The following is an 18,176-nucleotide window of genomic DNA, read 5'->3' as shown; positions in this document are numbered from 1 at the left end:
AATTTATTACATTAAAATTTTTGGATAAAATATTATTGCATTAATTTTTATAGTATGCTAAAATCAAGTAAGCAAATCTTTATAAAATAAGCAAATATTAAGAGGAGAAAATGATGACAAATAGAGAAGAAGAAATATTAAATCTTATAAAGGATAACCCCTTAATATCTCAAAATGAAATAGCAGATATTCTTAAGATTACTAGGTCATCTGTAGGAGTACATATAGGAAACCTTATAAAAAAAGGATACATCTCAGGTAGAGGATATGTAATGAGTAAAGAAAATTTTGTGTCTATAATAGGGGGAACTAATATAGATATAGTAGGATTTTCTAATGATGAGTTAAGACTTAATGATTCTAACCCTGGAAATATAAAATTTTCTTTAGGTGGGGTTGGTAGGAATATAGGTGAAAATTTGTGTAGATTAGAAGTTTCTACAAAACTAATTTCTGTTATTGGTAATGATATTTATGGTCGTAAGATTATAGATGAAGGCAGAGAAATTGGTTTAGATTTAGAACATAGCCTTAAATTAGATGGAGAATTTACATCAGTATATATGTCTGTTCTTGATTATTCTGGAGATATGAAGGTAGCAATTTCATCCATGGATATCTATGATAAGATGACCATAGAATTTATTAAAACTAAAAAATCAGTAATTGAAAGTTCTAGAATATGTATTATAGACACTAATATTCCTAAGGAAGTAATAGAGTATGTAGTTAATAACTTTAAAAATACAAAATTTTTCTTAGATACAGTATCATCATCTAAGGCAGTTAAGGTAAAGGACATCATTCATAAGTTTCATACAATAAAACCTAATAAAATTGAAGCTGAGATTTTATCAGGAATGAAAATTAGTACTATGGATGAGGTAGAAAAAGTTAGTGATTACTTTTTAAACTTAGGTGTAAAAAATGTATTTATAAGTCTAGGTGAAGAAGGAGTATATTATAATGATGGGATAAGTAAAGGATTATTTACTCCACCCAAAGTTAAAGTTGTCAATGCTAATGGTGCAGGAGATGCTTTTGTTGCTGGATTAGTATACTCAAGTATGAATAATTTTGATTTAATACATACTTTGAAGGTTGCTTCAGCTTGTTCTTCACTGGCAATTACTCATAAAGATACTATTAATCCAAATATGTCTTTGGAAAATATAAATAAAAAATTGGAGGAGATTAAATAATGTTAGAAAAATATTTAGATATAAACCCAGAGGTAAAAGCAGCATTAATGGAAGGAAAGCCAGTAGTTGCTTTAGAATCAACTATAATTTCTCATGGAATGCCTTACCCTAAAAATGTAGAAACTGCATTAAAAGTGGAAAGCGTAATTAGAGAAAATGGAGCAATCCCAGCAACTATAGCTATTCTTGAAGGAAAATTAAAAGTTGGATTAACAACTGAAGAAGTTGAATTTTTAGGAAAAACTTCTGGAGTAATAAAAACTAGCAGAAGGGATATACCTTTTATAGTTGCTAATAAACTAAATGGAGCTACTACAGTTGCATCTACAATGATTATTGCAGCACTTGCTGGAATTAAGGTATTTGCTACAGGTGGAATTGGAGGAGTTCATAGAGGTGCTGCACAGACTATGGATATATCAGCTGACCTTGAAGAATTAGCTATGACTGACGTAGCTGTAGTATGTGCTGGATGTAAATCTATTCTTGATATAGGGTTAACTCGTGAATACCTAGAAACTAAGGGAGTACCTGTAGTAGGATTCCAAACAGAAGAATTACCGGCATTCTACACAAGAAAATCTGGCTTTAAAGTAGACTATAAAGTGGATAGTGAAGAAATCCTTGCAAAAGCATTAAAGGCTAAATGGGATTTAGGTTTAGAGGGTGGTATGGTTGTTGCAAACCCAATACCAGAAGAATTTGAAATGGATTATGATACAATTAATAATGCTATAGAAACAGCTGTTAAGGAAGCGGAAGAGAAAGGAATAGTAGGAAAAGAGAGTACACCATTCTTACTTTCTAAGGTTAAGGAGATTACAGGTGGATCAAGTTTAGAATCTAACATTCAATTAGTATTTAATAATGCTAAGGTTGGAGCAAAACTTGCAGTAGAACTATCTAAGCTACAATAGCATTTTAAACAATATATAAATTTTAAACAATATATAACTAGATAAGCTTTAATTTCAGGTAAAACTTATCTAGTATATAACATGTAATATTACCTATATAAAATATAAAAAGGTATGAAACCTAAAAATTTAAAATGGTTTCATGCCTTTATATATATATATAAGTACAAGTATTCTAATGCTACACCAATAATTAGCATTAAAATAAAAACCTAAGGAATTACCCCTAGGTTTCAAATAATATTGTACATAGATTAGCTTGTTTTACCATATATTAGATTAAGAATGTCATCAGTATATAGAGTTTCTTTTAAAAGTAATTCTTCAGATAGCTTAACTAATAAATCTAAATTATTATTTAAGGTGTTTTTAACTTCTTCATACAATTCATCCAGTACAGATTTACACTCTTCCAATACTACTGTAGTATAATAATCAGTAGGTATTCCTTGCATTTCTGAAAGTCTTAAAAGACCTAGAGATTTTCCCATACCATATTCACATACCATATTATTAACTATATTGGTAGTTTTCTTTAAATCATTGAAGGCTCCAGTAGTTATTTTTTCTTCGCCAAAGATAATTTCTTCGGCAGCTCTTCCACCCAATAAAACCATAATTTTTCTTTTTAAATAATCTAGATTATGGTAGGTGTTATCTTCACCTATAGTTAAAGTGTATCCACCTGCACCCTTAGAGGTAGGGATTATAGTTATTTTAGAGATTTTTTCTTCTGGAACTTTTAAGTGGGAAATCAATGCATGTCCAACTTCATGATAAGCAGTAATTTTCATATCTTCTTCTTTAAGGGCTTCTTTATCTAATTTTTCATGACCAGCTACTACTATTGAAAAGGCTTTATCCATATGTTCACCAGTGATATATGGAGCATCTTCTTTGCATGCAATTATAGCAGCTTCATTCACTAAATTTTCTAATTTAGCACCAGAAAAATAGGCTGTATTATGTGCGATATCTCTTATGTTCATATCACTTACTGGTTTATTTTTAAAGTGAAGATTTAATATTTTTTCTCTTGCATTAATATCTGGAAGAGATACCTCTATATGCCTATCAAATCTACCAGGTCTTAAAAGAGCTTCATCTAATATATCAAGTCTATTAGTAGCTGCTATAACTACAATACCTTCACTTTCTTTAAATCCCGACATCTCAGTTAGAAGAGCATTTAAGGTTTGATCCTTTTCATCAGAATTACCAGATTTATTAGAACTACGTTGCTTACCTATAGCATCTATTTCATCAATAAAAATAACAGCTTTACCATGAGTCTTAGCTTTCTTGAATAAATTTCTAATTCTACTTGCACCTACTCCAACATACATCTGAACAAAGTCTGAACCAGATACAGCATAGAAAGGAACCTTAGCTTCACCAGCTATAGCTTTTGCTAATAGAGTCTTACCAGTTCCAGGATCTCCATAAAAAATTACACCTTTAGGCATTCTTGCGCCGTAAGAAGCATATTTTTCTGGATTTTTAAGAAAATCTACTATATCCTTTAAACTTTCTTTAGCCTCATCATTACCGGCTACAGAATTAAAGTTAAATTTATCCTTAGAAACACTTTGTCCATCAATTGCAGTAATAGAAGTCATTGTTCCACCAGAACTATTCCTTTTTATAGTCATAAATATAGTAGTTACAGCAGAAAGACTGAGGAATATAACTGCTATACGTTGATTTGTTGGTAAAGTGGAAGAACTTTCAACTGTAATACCTTCTTTTAAAAGAGTTTCTTTAAGAGTATTACTATTAGGATTATCTGTAGAATATTTTTTTCCAAACTTATCTATAACAGTAATTTTAGGTGTTTGAGACATGGATACCTTAGATATATTATTACTTTCTAAGTCCAGTAAAAAATCTGAATATGTTTTATAGGGGATTGTAGCTGCACCTATATTTAATAAAATTAAAGCTACAATTGATAATACTAAAATACTTAAAGGAATAATAATTAAATTCTTTTTAATGTTATCTATCAATAATCTTACCTCCTTAAAATTTGTATATATCTTTTTATAAAATAGAATTTAATATATACAATATAAAATGATTAAAGAATAAGGTTTTATCTATAAAAAGATTGTTTAATGCTGTAATTAGTATTATACAAAATTTAAAACTAAAGTCCACAAATTAACCTAAGATTTGTAAATGTAAGTTATGGTAGAATTGTAAAGATAAGTGGAATAATATGTAATAATAAGATATACCTAGTTACATATCAATGTAACTAGGTATATTCTAAATAAGGAATCCCCCTAATAATATTCTGTTATATTTTATTTATATACTTAAATTAATGATTAATTAAATTAAAGTTGATTTTTAACTACTTTACCATCAATCATTACAAGTTTAACAGTATTTCTAAGATCAAAAGGATGTCCATTATATATTATAATATCTGCATCTTTGCCTACTTCAATACTACCAACTCTATGATCAGCATTTATTGCACGAGCTGGATTTATGGTAATAGATCTTAAAGCCTCTTCTTCATCCATTCCTTCTCTAGCAGCAAGGGCAGCACATAGAGATATATATTGAAGTGGAATTACAGGGTGATCTGTCATAATGGAAACTTTTATTCCAGCTTTGTTTAAAATCATAGGAGTTTTAAATGTTAAATTTTTCAGTTCCACTTTACTTCTATCAGATAAGCTTGGACCTATAATTATAGATTTTATATGTTCATCTTTAAGGCTTTCGGTTATTAAATGTCCTTCAGTACAATGTTCCAAAGAAAGGTCTAAATCAAATTCTTTAGCTATTCTAATAGCAGTAAGAATATCATCAGCTCTATGAGCATGAGATTTCAATGGAATTTCCTTTCTAATGACATTTGCTAAGGCTTCTAACTTCATGTCAAAGTCTGGAGCTTTAGCATTACCATTTTTGAAGGCTTCTTGTTTTTCTACATAATTTTTAGCTTTTATTAAATTTTCACGAAGGATAGCTGCAGTAGCCATTCTAGTACTTGGAGTAACTTTTTTACCACTATAAACTCGCTTAGGATTTTCTCCAAAGGCAGATTTCATAGCGGTACATTCATTAATAACCATATCATCTATAGTTTTCCCATAAGTTTTCATAGTTGCGAAGGTTCCACCTATTACATTAGCACTTCCAGGACCAGTTGCTACAGTTGTAATACCAGCCTCTAATGCTTCTTGAAAACATTTGTCCACAGGATTTATTGCATCTATAGCTCTAAGATGAGGCGTAACTGGATCAGTAGTTTCATTTCCATCACTACCTTCAAATCCTAATCCATCTTCCCACATTCCAATATGACAATGAGCATCAATAATACCTGGCATTAAAAAGCCATTTTTTCCATCGATAATTTCTATGTTTTCGGGAATTGCTATGTTTGAACCAAGGTTGCATATTTTGCCATTATCAATTAGTATAACACCATTTTTGATAATTTCATCTTCTGCCATAGTGTGGATAGTAACATTTTTAATAGCTATCATTTAAATCACTCCTAAAATAAAAGTTTTACTTCACAGTATTACTTAAATTGTAACATATTAGTAAAAAATTTTGGAGGAATTAATCCAGTTTTTATTCCTTGAATTACTAACATATAAGTACAAGTTGTATCAAATCTTGCATCATGATAGCCAGATGTCTTACCAAATAGAGAAGTACATTTATTTTGAAGAAAATCTTCCTTAAGGTTTAAAAAGTTTATCACTTCTCCAAGAGAAGGATTTTTTAATAAGCCTCTAGAATTAGTAGCTTTACATATTTCTTTATAATATGACATAGTACAAAATGAACCTTTAGGATTAAAAGGAATATCTAAAAATTCTAGTTCGCTTTTTAAAAATTTAATATCAAATTGAACATTGTGTCCAATAATTATATCACTATTGATAAAATCATCTATAAATTCCTCATAAGTATCTTCGAAATACTTTCCATTACTCAGTTCGTAGAGCTTTTCTAAAGAAAAGCCATGTATAGCTTCAGCACTTTCATTCATTTCTTCTACAGTGAAGAAATAATTTTTACCTACTGTTGTTTGAGGTTTTGTGCTAGTATCAACAGTAATATATGATAATTGACATATATTACCGGGTTTTATACTAGTAGTTTCAGTATCGAAAAATAATAATTTCATAAATGTATTCTCCTTAATTTCTAATATAAACTATATATTTACTAAATTTAGTCAACTTTAGCCAATAAATTAATAGTATAATTCTATTAAAGTTATGTCAATATACTGAATAATTTTAGAGTTCTATAATTTGTATAAATTGTATAATTAATAGAAAGAATAATTTGAATGAAAAGAAATATTATAAACATTAAAATATTTAGGTAAATTTTATATTGGGTTAATTATATATTTTACGTAAAGTGAAAAGGTTTAACTTACAATGTAAAGGATTATATATTAACAAAAAGTAAAAAATTAATATATTTTTAATAAAAGGTCGAAAAAAAACTATATATATTAACTTATTGTTAACAAAATTAATTATATTCAATGTTTTTATATTATGCTATAATGCAAATATTGAACACAATTATAAAAGGGGGCTTATATTATATGAGTTTATTATTTGTAATACCTACTAATAAACAAAATAAAGAGGAGTTACTAAAAATACTTCAGCAGCATAAGGAAATAAGATTTGTTTCTCTAGTTGGTATTGACTTTTTAGGTAATGATACAGACGAAAAAATTCCTGTTAAAAATTTCATAGAAGATATTGAGACATTTTTACATGGTACAGCTGTCCAGACTGATGGATCATCTGTAATATTACCGGGAATAGCTACCCTTAATAATGCAAAGGTAGATATGAAGGTTGATTTAACTTGTAATTGGTATGTAGATTATAATTATGATTATATAGATGAAGAAACAAATAAACCAGTAGGAACTATTAGAATGCCATGTCACTTATACCATGAAGATGTTGCCGTAGATTCTAGGTACATACTAAAAAATTCTGTAGATCACTTTAGAGCTTCTATGATGAAGTTATTTGAAGAAAATCCACAATTTTTAACTAACTTTGACATAAACTATGATGAAATAGAGGACGTAAGTATTACAGCAGCTACAGAATTAGAGTTTTGGGTAAATACTCCAAATGAATTAGCTGAAATAGAAGAATTATCCACTTCCCAAGTATTAAAGGAGCAGTACTGGAAGAGAACTAAGGGTCCTGTAAGAACAGCACTGGAAAAATCTTTAGATTTATTAGCTAAATATGGACTAGAACCAGAAATGGGTCATAAAGAAGTAGGGGGAGTTAAAGCTAAACTATCTGAGTCTGGAGTTCTAACTCACATAATGGAACAATTAGAAGTGGATTGGAAGTTTTCTACAGCCCTTCAAACTTGTGATAATGAACTTTTGGTAAGAGGTCTAATAAAAGAAACTTTTAGAAAAAATGGTCTTGAAGTTACATTCCAAGCTAAACCAATTGAAGAGGTAGCAGGAAATGGAGAACATTTACATGTAGGCGTTACTTTAAAGCTTAAAAATGGTAAGAAGATGAATTTATTCCACAGTTATGCTGAAAAAGACTTTTTAAGTGAAGTAGGATATGGAGCAATAATGGGAGTATTAAAGAATTATGAAGTAATAAACCCCTTTGTTTCTTCAAATTATGATGCATTACAAAGATTAAAACCAGGCTTTGAAGCACCAGTATGTATAGTAACTTCCTTAGGATTTACTAAAGATGTGCCTTCAAGAAATAGAACTATTCTTGTTGGACTAGTGAGAGATGCAATTAATCCAATGGCTACTAGGTTTGAGTTGAGATCACCAAATCCTAATACAAATATTTATTTAGTATTATCTTCAGTTATAATATCTATGGTAGATGGAATAAGCTATGTAGTTACAAATAATAAAAGTAGAGAAGAACTTTTAGCAGAACTTTCTAAAAAACCAGGTGAAAAAACTTCTTACCTAGAGGAAGGCAGATGTTATAGAAGTGAAGAAGATGTATTTGAATTCTATACAGAGGAAGAAAGAGAAGAGTATTTTGGTAAGGCTCCAAGTACTGTATATGAAAATTTATTAGCTTTTGATGATGAATCGAGAGTACATGTTTTAACTAAAGATGGAGTAATAACTAATAAAGTAATTAAAGGATATAAGGAAGCTGTACTTGAAAGATGGACTACTGAGTTAGAGCATAGAATTCTTCCAAACTATTCTAATGAAATTAGAAACATTAGAAGATCTAATGGCGATGATTTTATGGAGTATGATCTTGAAAAATGGAGTGAAATAAATAAGCTAAGAGAAAAACTTATGAAAGATAATTATGTAAGTAGAAGCTTATTTACTCAAATGAGAGAAGCAATTAATGATAAAAATTATAAGGAATTATCTGAGTTACAATTAATTGTAGATGAAGATATGAGAATCCTAAGAAGATTATATATGAATTATAGAAGAAATCTTATGGATATATAGATATAAACAAAAGGTAATCACTGAAAAATTTTCGGTGATTACCTTTTTAAATTAATGATAACTAAAACATAAATTACATAAATATAAGTTTTAGTATAAATATGATGGATAGAATATACATTACTATTGAGATTGGTTTTTTAGTTTCTTTCTTACCAAATATGTTATTTAATAAGTTTATTAATGTATATGAAAGAATTCCAAGGGTAAGACCATCACCGATACTATAACATAATGGCATTGCGGCTATAGTAATGAATGCAGGGAAGCCTTGAGTAAAATCGGTAAAGTCTATTTTCATAACACTTTCTAGCATCATAAAACCAATCCAAATTAAGCAAGGAGCTGTAGCACAACCTGGTATAGCTATAAATATTGGAGATAGAAACATTGCCAATAAGAATAAAATACCTGTAGTAACAGCTGTTAACCCAGTTCTTCCACCTTCACTAACTCCAGCTGCGCTTTCTACATAAGTAGTAACGGTTGAAACTCCAACTAAAGAACCAAAGGTGGTTCCTATAGCATCTACAAGTAGAGCTTTCTTTGCCATCGGCACATTACCATCTTTATCTAGCATATTGGCCTTAGAACATACTCCAACTAATGTACCAACAGTATCAAAGAAGTCTACGAATAAGAAAGTAAGACAAATTGTTATAAAATTAAGAATAGCTGAGCTATTAGTGAATACAGAGAAGTCAAGCTTGAAGGCAATTGATTTAATAGATTCATATTTGAATAATCCATTTGGAAGATATATGCCAGCGGCGGTAGCTCCTTCAGGATTTATAACTGCATATATCCAACCAATTATAGAACAAATCAGAATGGACCAAAGCATAGCTCCTTTGATATTTTTAGAGTTCAAAATAGCTATAATAAGAATGCCAATAACTGCGATTATAGCACCAGGAGCTACCATAGAACCTAGAGATACAAGGGTAGCTTCATTAGACACTACAATACCTGCACCTGTTAAACCTATAAAAGCAATAAAAAGTCCAATACCAGCAGTAACAGCGTACTTCATTGTAAGTGGGATACAATTAACTACAGCTTCACGCACTCTAGTTACAGAAAGAATAATGAAAATTATACCTTCTACAAAAACAGCAGTAAGTGCCACTTGCCATGGAACACCCATGGCACCGCATACTGTAAATGCGAAGAAGGCGTTAAGTCCCATACCAGATGCCAGTGCAAAAGGTGCATTAGCATATAGTCCCATGAGTATAGTAGTAAGTCCCGCAGCTAGACATGTAGCAGTTACAAGTGCTCCAGCAGTACCATCACCCATAGCTGTACTAAGGAAATTAGGATTTACAGCAATAATGTAAGCCATTGTTAGAAAAGTGGTAATTCCAGCAACAATTTCACGCTTTACGTTAGTTCCGTTTTCAGTAAGTTTAAAATACTTGTCCATATAAATCCCCCTAATATTAATAGATATAATTATTAATATTAGCATAATCTATAAATATTACTAAAACAAGATATTTATTACATATAAATTATAAAAGGTACAATTTCCAACACTTTCTTATCAGAAGGAAATTCATTATTATAGTCTAAATGAGAAACAAAGTCTTTATAGTTGCTATGAGATGTAATAAAATCCCATAATAATTTAGATACTAAAGGGTTACTATCAATAATATTATGATTTGACTGGGGATAGTCATAACTTGCTATTTCACCAACAATTGTACAAGGTCTACCAATATAACACTCTATGTCCATAGATGCATGTTTACTACAAACAGAAGTAATGACTAAAGAATCAGAATCAAAAGGAAGGGAGACAGGATATTTTAATACTTTATCTTCTGTTAAAGATTTTATATTTCTTTTTATCCAATTAATCATAGAGGTATTATCTATATCAGAAGTTATTTGTTGAAACTCAAGTAATTCTAATGTATTTCTTAAAAGTTCTAAAGTACTATCTGATTTTTCTATAGTACACTGTAATTCTACAATATCTCCAGGAGAAATTGTATTCAGGTCACTATATATTTTTAAAGATTTGATTGCATTGTTTCGATTTAATAAAGTTTCTAGATTTATAAATATATTAATAGATGAATTCTCTATTTCATCTATTGATTTTCTTTGAGTACTTTTAGATAAAGTTACTGTAGCTGAACCTTGAATAATTTTTCCACAAGTTAGTTCGGACAATGGTAGAGTAGCTTGAATTGTAGTTTCTTCTCTTTTTCCACTTATTTCAATGTTTTCATATCGATTTATAGCAATTTTATACATATCTCTAATAGTATCACCGTTAATATAGTAGGGCATAAAGATGTTCTTCATATTATAACTCCTTATTTATCAATTTTTAATATATTCCTATATATATTCAAGATTAAATATATTTATCATTATTATTACAAATAATTTCATGTATAAAGGTATAAAGTTAAATATAATAAAAATAATCTAAATATAATGTAACTGTTTCCAAATCTATGATATAATAACGTGGTAGAGGAGGGGGACATATGGAAATTTTAATTGCATTAATACTCGGTGCCATTGTAGGGTACTTTCTAAAATTAGGTGAGAAGGGGAAAATTATAAATGGTAAATTACAACAACTTGGTGTAATATTCTTATTATTTTCTATGGGAGCTTCTATAGGAGCTGATAAGGGCATAATAAAAAATCTTCCGACCATAGGGTTAAAGTCTTTTTTATTTGCAGTAGCTACAATAGGTGTAAGTATAGTACTTGTGTACATTTTATCAGAAAAGTTTATGCCTAAAGAAAATCAATTACCCAAGGAAGAATCAATCTTAAATGCGGAAATAATAGAAAATGAAAAAGTGGTTACTGAATTTCATAGTGAAATTTTAAATGCAGAGATTGTAGAAGATGAAAATGTTGTAATTGAAGAGTGTAGTGAGCTTTTAAATGAGGCATGTGGGGAGGACAAGTAATATGACGTACATAATAATAGTATCTATATTAGTTGGAATGGGTTGTGGTTATTTTGTGTTTCCACCAGAAATAATGAGTAGTATTGATAATCTTGCATCCATTTCATTATTTGTTTTAATCTTTTTAGTTGGTATAGATGTAGGTGGCAACAAGACCATATTTAAAGATCTAAAAAAGGCAGGATTTAAGGTTTTGTTAGTACCATTTGGAGGAATTGTAGGTAGTTTACTAGGAGGACTTTTAGTAGGATTCCTATTTAATATGGCTCTTAATGAGAGCTTAGCTATAGGTTCAGGATTTGGATGGTATAGCTTATCAGGAGTAATGCTTAAAGAAATGGGTGGAGATACTTTAGGAGCTATAGCATTTTTAACAAATGTATTCCGTGAGATGATAACAGTTATTTTAATTCCAATATTAGCTAAAAAGCTGAATGGCTACACAGCCATAGCACCTGCAGGAGCTACTTCTATGGATACAACATTACCACTTATAGCTAAAGCAACAAATCCAGAGATAGCTGTAATAGCATTTATAAATGGAGTTATATTAAGTTCTTTAGTTCCAGTATTTGTAACATTCTTTTATAACTTAGGATAATATTACTTTATATGTTTTTAATTTTTATAATTGTAAATAAGGAACTATATAAAAATGATGGTATAAATAAGTTATTTATACCATCATTTTTATGTTTATATTTATATTAGTTAGGGACTAATAACTAATAACTAAATTAAGGTGTTTATCTATTTATATAGTGAGTATGAAGTAAATGGTGAGATTTTTCTCCATTAGGTTTTCCAAGGAATTCATCATAAAGCTTTATTATCTCAGGGTTTTCATGAGATTTTCTTATAACCTTATTAGCATCCTCACTATAAAGAGCATTCATTCTTTTTTCTATTAATGAATATTGCTCATTAGAATATGGTTGACCACCACCGTTTATACATCCTCCTGGACATGCCATAACTTCAATGAAGTGATATTTTTTAGATGTATCTTCTATATTATCTAACAAATTCTTTGCATTTGCAAGTCCATTTACAATAGCTATATTAATTTTGTTACCATCAATAATTAATGAAGCTTCTTTGATTCCTTCAAGGCCTCTAACAGATTTAAAATCAAGTTCTTCTAAAGTGCTATTTGTAATCCATTCATAAGCAGTACGTAAAGCAGCCTCCATAACGCCACCACTAGTTCCGAAAATAACTCCAGCACCAGTAGATTCACCCATAATAGTATCAAAATCAGAGGAAGGTAGAGAAGCAAATTCTAATCCAGAGCGTTTAATCATTTTAGCTAATTCTCTTGTAGTTATAACTACATCGATATCTGGATTATTATTTTCATTGACAAATTCTTCTCTATTAGCTTCGGATTTTTTGGCAACACATGGCATTACAGATACAACATAAAGTTTTTCCGATGGTATACCCAGTTTTTCAGCAAGGTATGTTTTTGCAATAGCGCCCCACATTTGTTGAGGAGATTTGCATGTTGATGGAAGATTTAATAGGTTTCCATAATGTTTTTCTATGAAATTAATCCATCCAGGACAACAACTAGTAATCATAGGAAGATTTTCACCACTCTTATACCTTCCTAGAAATTCTGTAGCTTCTTCCATAATAGTTAAATCTGCAGCAAAATCAGTATCATAAACCTTATCAAAACCAAGTTCTCTTAGTGCTTCAACCATCTTGCCAGTAACAGCACCTTCTTTAATACCAAATTCTTCTCCAAGTGCTGCACGAACAGCCGGAGCAGTTTGAACTACTACCAATTTATCTTTATTTCCTATAGCGTTTAATACATCTATAGTATTATCTTTTTCCATTAATGCCCCAGTAGGACAAACATTTATACATTGACCACATAAAGTACAAGCGCTATTATTTAGCTCTTCAAAGAATGCAGTGCTTATAGTGGTATTAAAACCTCTATTTATTGGTCCAATTGCACCAACATTTTGAACTTGGCTACAAACAGCTTCGCATCTTCTACATAAAATACATTTAGAAGTATCTCTTACTATAGATGGATTTTTAAGTTCTTTTACAGCTACAGATTTTGAACCAGTATATTTTAAATTAGTTACTCCATAAGTACTAGCAAGCTCTTGGAGTTCACAATTTAAATTTTTTTGACAGGTTAAGCAATCCATAGAATGGTCTGATAATAAAAGTTCAATTATAGTTTTTCTTGCTGCTATTACTCTTGGAGTACTAGTATTAACAACCATACCTGGAGCAACAGCTGTACAACAAGATGGTGCTAAATTTTTTCTTCCTTCCACTTCAACTACACAAACTCTACAAGAACCAGGTTTATTAGTTGTCTTTTTATCATGAAGATTTAGGTAGCAAAGGGTAGGAATTTTTATATTAAGCTTACGTGCAGCATCAAGAATTGTGGTTCCTTGCTCCACTGATATTTCTTTATTATTTATTTTAAGTGTAACTAAACTCAATACTTTCACCTCTTTTAAATTATTAAACTAGATCTATTGCATCAACTGGACAGCTAGATTTACATGCACCACATTTAATACATTTGCTATGGTCAATTACATGCTTAGTTTTAACTTTCCCTTCGATACAGCCAACTGGACATTGTCTTGCACATTTAGTACAGCCAATACATCTATCAGTAATAACAAATTTCATAAGGTCCTTACAAACTCCTGCTGGACAAATCTTATCTACAACGTGACTTCTATATTCATCATAGAAATATTTCATTGTACTAAGAATAGGGTTAGGAGAAGTTTGTCCTAAAGCACAAAGTGAAGTATCTTTTATAGTGTTACTAAGCTCTTGAAGCTTATCCAGATCACTTAAATCACCTTCGCCCTTTGATATTCTTTCAAGAATTTCAAGTAATCGAGTGTTACCAATCCTACAAGGTGTACATTTACCACAAGACTCCTCTTTTGTAAATTCTAAATAGAATTTAGCTATATCAACCATACAGTTATCTTCATCCATTACTATCATTCCACCAGATCCCATCATAGAACCGATAGCACTTAAAGAATCAAAGTCAATAGGAGTATCTAAAAATTCTTTAGGAATACATCCACCAGAAGGTCCTCCTGTTTGAACAGCTTTGAATTCTTTATCAAATTTAATTCCTCCACCTACTTCAAAAAGAATTTCTCTTAAAGTTGTTCCCATAGGCACTTCTACAAGACCAACGTTATTAATTTTACCAGCAAGAGCAAAAACCTTAGTACCAGCGGAAGATTTAGTGCCGATTGAACTAAACCAATCTGCACCATTATTAATAATAGCTGGAATATTCGCTAAAGTTTCAACGTTATTAACGCAAGTTGGCTTATTCCAAAGTCCAGATTCAGCAGGGAATGGTGGTTTATTTGTTGGTTCTCCACGGTTACCTTCTATTGAATGAATAAGAGCAGTTTCTTCACCACATACAAAGGCACCAGCTCCGTATTTAATTTCAATATCAAAATCAAAGCCTGAATTTAGTATATTTTCACCAAGGAGTCCATATTCTCTAGCTTGATTTATAGCAATTCTAAGTCTTTGAATTGCTAGTGGATACTCAGCTCTAATATATATATTACCTTTAGTAGCACCTATAGCATAACCAGCTATAGCCATAGCTTCAAGAACACTATTTGGATCTCCTTCTAAAATCGAACGATCCATGAATGCACCTGGATCACCTTCATCGGCATTACAAATAATATATTTTTGATCAGCATCATAGCCTTTTGCAAATTGCCACTTCTTTCCGGTAGGAAAGCCGCCGCCGCCTCTTCCTCTTAGTCCAGATTTCAATATAACATTTATTACGTCATCAGGAGTGCATTCTGTTAGACATTTTCCAAGAGCTAGATATCCCTTTTCGGCAATATATTCATCAATATTTTCAGGGTTTATTAATCCACAATTTCTTAGAGCTATTCTAACTTGCTTCTTATAGAAAGTCATTTCATCTTGAGTCTTAACTTTTTCTTTTATAGTTGGCTCTTCGTAAAGTAATCTTTGTACAACATTTCCATTAACAATATGTTCATTTATGATTTCTTCAGCATCCTCAGGAGTTACGTGAACATAAAACACATCATCTGGAGTAACTTTTACTATAGGACCTTTTTCACAGAAACCAAAACAACCAGTTATGGAAACGTATACTTCATCTTCCAAATCTAACTTACTAATTTCTTTTTCAAGGTTATCTTTAATTAAATCACTTTGTGCAGACTTACACCCAGTTCCTCCGCAAATAAGTATTTCTTTTTTATAGTTATTTTTTTCACAAACAAAGCCATCGATACCAGTTGCTTTTCTAATATCAAGGGATGATTTGTATTCCTGATAAATTTTGTTTAATTCTTCAAAGGAATTTATTTTATTCAACTTTGTTACCTCCTAATTCTACTCATATTCAGCTAATATACTTTTTACTTGGTCTGGAGTACAGTGACCGTAAACCTTATCATTTACAGTTAAAACAGGAGCTAGACCACAAGCACCAACACATCTTAAAGAACCTAGTGTAAATTTCATGTCTTCTGTAGTTTGTCCAGATTTAATACCTAGTTCTTTTTCAAATTCTTTAAGAACATCTCCAGCACCACGAACAAAACATGCAGTACCCATGCACACATTTATTACATTCTTACCACGAGGTTCAGTAGTGAAAAATGAGTAAAATGTTACAACACCATAAACTTTAGATATAGGTAAATTTAGTTTATCAGCGACGAAAGTTTGAACTTCCTTAGGTAGATATCCAAAGATATGCTGAGCTTTATGCAAAACCTCTATTAAAGCTCCATCTTTGACAGGTAAGGAATTAATAAAGTCTTCTAATTCCTTAAACATTTGATTTTTTTCTAAGTTACAACACACTTAAAAAATACCCCCTTACTAAATAAGTTTAACATTGAAAATATACAAAATATTTTCAATAATTCATCAAATCACTAACAGTATAATACTTTTTTAAAGATTTGTATAGTGGGATTTTAAAAAAATGTAATCTATTACAATAAATATTTATCCGATGACTACCAGCTCTAATACTCCATCTTCTTCGAGGCGGTAGCAAAGAGCTGCTACGTCCCTGGATAACGAGTTCTAAGCTTCCGTGGGAGGAATACTTCCTCTGAAGCTTAGAACTCTGTTTATCAAGAGCCATATTAGAGAATTTAATTTAATATTTCATATCAATAATTTCTATTAGTACAATAATATTTTATGGTAAATAAAAGAAAATAATGGTAAAATATTATTATAAAGCAAATATGTGGGGTTGATATTGTGAATTGTTATGATTTAGCCATAGTCAATGGGAATATATATGTGGAAGGGGAATTTATTAGAGGAAATTTGTACATTGATAATGGAATTATTAAAAACCTGTCAAAGGATATTTTCTTATCAAAAGATATTTATGATGCAAAAGGAAATTATGTATTACCAGGATTTATAGATCCTCATGTACATTTTCAGCTTAGGGTGGGTAATGAGGTTTCTGCTGATGATTTTTACAATGGTTCTATAGTAGCTGCATATGGTGGAATTACTACATTTATAGATTTTTTAGATCCAGTAAAAAATATTGAAGAGTTAGAAAAAGCTTTTGTAGACAGAAAAAGAAAAGCAAAGGTTTCTGTTGTAGATTATGGATTTCATAGTACTATTGCAAATTTTCAGGATAATGAAGAACTATTTATTGAGGAGATTAAAAAGAGGGGAATTTGTAGCATAAAATTCTTTACTACTTATAGTTCCAGTAATAGAAAAACTGGATTAAGAACTATCAGTAATTTACTGAAAATTTCGAAAAGAATGAAGGTTATACTTATGTCTCATAGTGAAAATGAAGAGCTAATCAGAGAGGGAAAGTTTCCAGTAAGATCCCATGAAGAAAATAGACCCACATTATGTGAGACTACAGAAGTTTTAACTTTAGCTGAAATGACTAAGAATATGGATGGGTATATGTATATTGTGCACCTTAGTTCAGGAGAATCTTTAAGACGAATTACGGACTTATATAAAAGTTTAATAAATAAAAATTTATTTATAGAAAGCTGCCCTCAATATTTTTATTTATCTAAAGATAATTATTTATTAAAGGATGGTTTTCTATATACCTTAACACCACCTCTTAGGTCTTTAGAAGAAATTGATGAATTAAGAAAAAATATAGATCATGTTAGTGTAATAGGTACTGATCATTGTCCATTTAAATCTAATGAAAAAGCAAGAGCAACTTTAGATTTAATTCCTATGGGAATAGGTGGAATAGAATATTCTTTTAATTTATTGTATACAATGTTTGGTGATAAAATAATTGATAAATTTACAAAGAATCCAGCAAAGATTCATGGTTTATATCCTAAAAAAGGAACGTTACTCCCAGGATCAGATGCTGATGTTGTAATATTTGACCCTTTAGATAGACATAAAATAAAATACTCTCATTCCAATTGTGACTACAATTTATATGAAGGACTAGATGTAAAAGGTAAAGTAATTACGACTATTTCAAGGGGAAGATTTATTATAAAGGATGGAAAATTGGTAGGTAATGAAAAAGGAAATTACGTAGGTAGAGAGTTAAAGTTATAGA

The 18,176-nt window shown here is 30.3% G+C and carries 14 protein-coding genes; 6 read left to right on the top strand and 8 right to left on the bottom strand.

The genetic code is table 11. The features are described from left to right. The first annotated feature begins 113 nt into the window (after positions 1–113). A complete protein-coding gene (locus B3B03_RS08045; protein WP_346877188.1) occupies positions 114–1,202 on the top strand; it encodes a PfkB family carbohydrate kinase in 1,089 nt (362 codons plus the stop codon). Then, positions 1,202–2,119 (top strand): pseudouridine-5'-phosphate glycosidase, encoded by a 918-nt coding sequence (locus tag B3B03_RS08040; RefSeq protein ID WP_346876959.1) that lies wholly within the window; start codon positions 1,202–1,204, stop codon positions 2,117–2,119. The genes B3B03_RS08045 and B3B03_RS08040 overlap by 1 nt, the downstream gene beginning before the upstream one ends. A gap of 254 nt (positions 2,120–2,373) precedes the next feature. On the opposite strand, the gene B3B03_RS08035 is transcribed toward B3B03_RS08040, so the two are convergent. The 3 genes from B3B03_RS08035 to B3B03_RS08025 all read right to left on the bottom strand — a co-directional run bounded on the left by B3B03_RS08035 (position 2,374) and on the right by B3B03_RS08025 (position 6,281). Further along, on the bottom strand, positions 2,374–4,125 hold the full coding sequence (locus B3B03_RS08035; protein ID WP_346877187.1) for an ATP-dependent metallopeptidase FtsH/Yme1/Tma family protein: 1,752 nt from the start codon (positions 4,123–4,125) through the stop codon (positions 2,374–2,376). A 336-nt stretch (positions 4,126–4,461) separates the two neighbouring features. Next, positions 4,462–5,628 (bottom strand): amidohydrolase, encoded by a 1,167-nt coding sequence (locus B3B03_RS08030; RefSeq protein ID WP_346876958.1) that lies wholly within the window; start codon positions 5,626–5,628, stop codon positions 4,462–4,464. Positions 5,629–5,666: 38 nt separating this feature from the next. Continuing rightward, a complete protein-coding gene (locus tag B3B03_RS08025) occupies positions 5,667–6,281 on the bottom strand; it encodes a 3'-5' exonuclease (protein ID WP_346846549.1) in 615 nt (204 codons plus the stop codon). A gap of 435 nt (positions 6,282–6,716) precedes the next feature. Between B3B03_RS08025 and B3B03_RS08020 the strand changes: the two genes are divergently transcribed. Then, complete coding sequence (locus B3B03_RS08020) at positions 6,717–8,609, top strand: glutamine synthetase (RefSeq protein WP_346846550.1); 1,893 nt, start codon at positions 6,717–6,719, stop codon at positions 8,607–8,609. A gap of 73 nt (positions 8,610–8,682) precedes the next feature. Here the strand turns inward: B3B03_RS08020 and B3B03_RS08015 are convergent, their stop codons facing one another. After that, a complete protein-coding gene (locus B3B03_RS08015; protein WP_346846551.1) occupies positions 8,683–10,035 on the bottom strand; it encodes an NCS2 family permease in 1,353 nt (450 codons plus the stop codon). Between the two features lie 77 nt (positions 10,036–10,112). Beyond that, positions 10,113–10,928: a hypothetical protein gene (locus B3B03_RS08010; RefSeq protein ID WP_346846552.1), complete on the bottom strand. Its 816-nt coding sequence runs from the start codon at positions 10,926–10,928 to the stop codon at positions 10,113–10,115. A 188-nt stretch (positions 10,929–11,116) separates the two neighbouring features. Between B3B03_RS08010 and B3B03_RS08005 the strand changes: the two genes are divergently transcribed. Beyond that, positions 11,117–11,554 (top strand): LysO family transporter, encoded by a 438-nt coding sequence (locus B3B03_RS08005; RefSeq protein WP_346846553.1) that lies wholly within the window; start codon positions 11,117–11,119, stop codon positions 11,552–11,554. Position 11,555: 1 nt separating this feature from the next. Continuing rightward, a complete protein-coding gene (locus B3B03_RS08000; protein WP_035133637.1) occupies positions 11,556–12,155 on the top strand; it encodes a lysine exporter LysO family protein in 600 nt (199 codons plus the stop codon). Positions 12,156–12,300: 145 nt separating this feature from the next. On the opposite strand, the gene B3B03_RS07995 is transcribed toward B3B03_RS08000, so the two are convergent. Genes B3B03_RS07995 through nuoE form a run of 3 tightly spaced genes read right to left on the bottom strand, consistent with a single transcriptional unit; the run spans position 12,301 to position 16,447 of the window. Next, positions 12,301–14,034, bottom strand: coding sequence for an NADH-dependent [FeFe] hydrogenase, group A6 (locus tag B3B03_RS07995; protein ID WP_346876957.1), 1,734 nt, complete (start codon positions 14,032–14,034; stop codon positions 12,301–12,303). Positions 14,035–14,056: 22 nt separating this feature from the next. Further along, positions 14,057–15,952, bottom strand: coding sequence for an NADH-quinone oxidoreductase subunit NuoF (locus B3B03_RS07990; protein WP_346846555.1), 1,896 nt, complete (start codon positions 15,950–15,952; stop codon positions 14,057–14,059). 18 nt (positions 15,953–15,970) lie between these two features. Further along, positions 15,971–16,447, bottom strand: coding sequence for an NADH-quinone oxidoreductase subunit NuoE (gene nuoE, locus B3B03_RS07985; protein ID WP_035133630.1), 477 nt, complete (start codon positions 16,445–16,447; stop codon positions 15,971–15,973). A gap of 411 nt (positions 16,448–16,858) precedes the next feature. Here nuoE and B3B03_RS07980 point away from each other — a divergent pair, with 411 nt between their 5' ends. Then, positions 16,859–18,175: an amidohydrolase family protein gene (locus tag B3B03_RS07980; RefSeq protein WP_346846556.1), complete on the top strand. Its 1,317-nt coding sequence runs from the start codon at positions 16,859–16,861 to the stop codon at positions 18,173–18,175. Position 18,176: the final 1 nt, after the last annotated feature.

It is taken from the genome of Clostridium sp. UBA5712, from assembly GCF_002419845.1.
Lineage (GTDB): Bacteria > Bacillota > Clostridia > Clostridiales > Clostridiaceae > Clostridium_J > Clostridium_J sulfidigenes.
This window is presented reverse-complemented; position numbering and strand designations above follow the sequence as displayed.

What these genes read in the sequence shown, in the direction of transcription:
- B3B03_RS08005 (WP_346846553.1), top strand. Translation starts at nt 11,117, where the DNA reads ATGGAAATTTTAATTGCATTAATACTCGGTGCCATTGTAGGGTACTTT.
- B3B03_RS08025 (WP_346846549.1), bottom strand. Translation starts at nt 6,281, where the DNA reads ATGAAATTATTATTTTTCGATACTGAAACTACTAGTATAAAACCCGGT.
- B3B03_RS08045 (WP_346877188.1), top strand. Translation starts at nt 114, where the DNA reads ATGACAAATAGAGAAGAAGAAATATTAAATCTTATAAAGGATAACCCC.
- B3B03_RS08020 (WP_346846550.1), top strand. Translation starts at nt 6,717, where the DNA reads ATGAGTTTATTATTTGTAATACCTACTAATAAACAAAATAAAGAGGAG.
- B3B03_RS08040 (WP_346876959.1), top strand. Translation starts at nt 1,202, where the DNA reads ATGTTAGAAAAATATTTAGATATAAACCCAGAGGTAAAAGCAGCATTA.
- B3B03_RS08030 (WP_346876958.1), bottom strand. Translation starts at nt 5,628, where the DNA reads ATGATAGCTATTAAAAATGTTACTATCCACACTATGGCAGAAGATGAA.
- B3B03_RS08000 (WP_035133637.1), top strand. Translation starts at nt 11,556, where the DNA reads ATGACGTACATAATAATAGTATCTATATTAGTTGGAATGGGTTGTGGT.
- B3B03_RS08015 (WP_346846551.1), bottom strand. Translation starts at nt 10,035, where the DNA reads ATGGACAAGTATTTTAAACTTACTGAAAACGGAACTAACGTAAAGCGT.
- B3B03_RS08010 (WP_346846552.1), bottom strand. Translation starts at nt 10,928, where the DNA reads ATGAAGAACATCTTTATGCCCTACTATATTAACGGTGATACTATTAGA.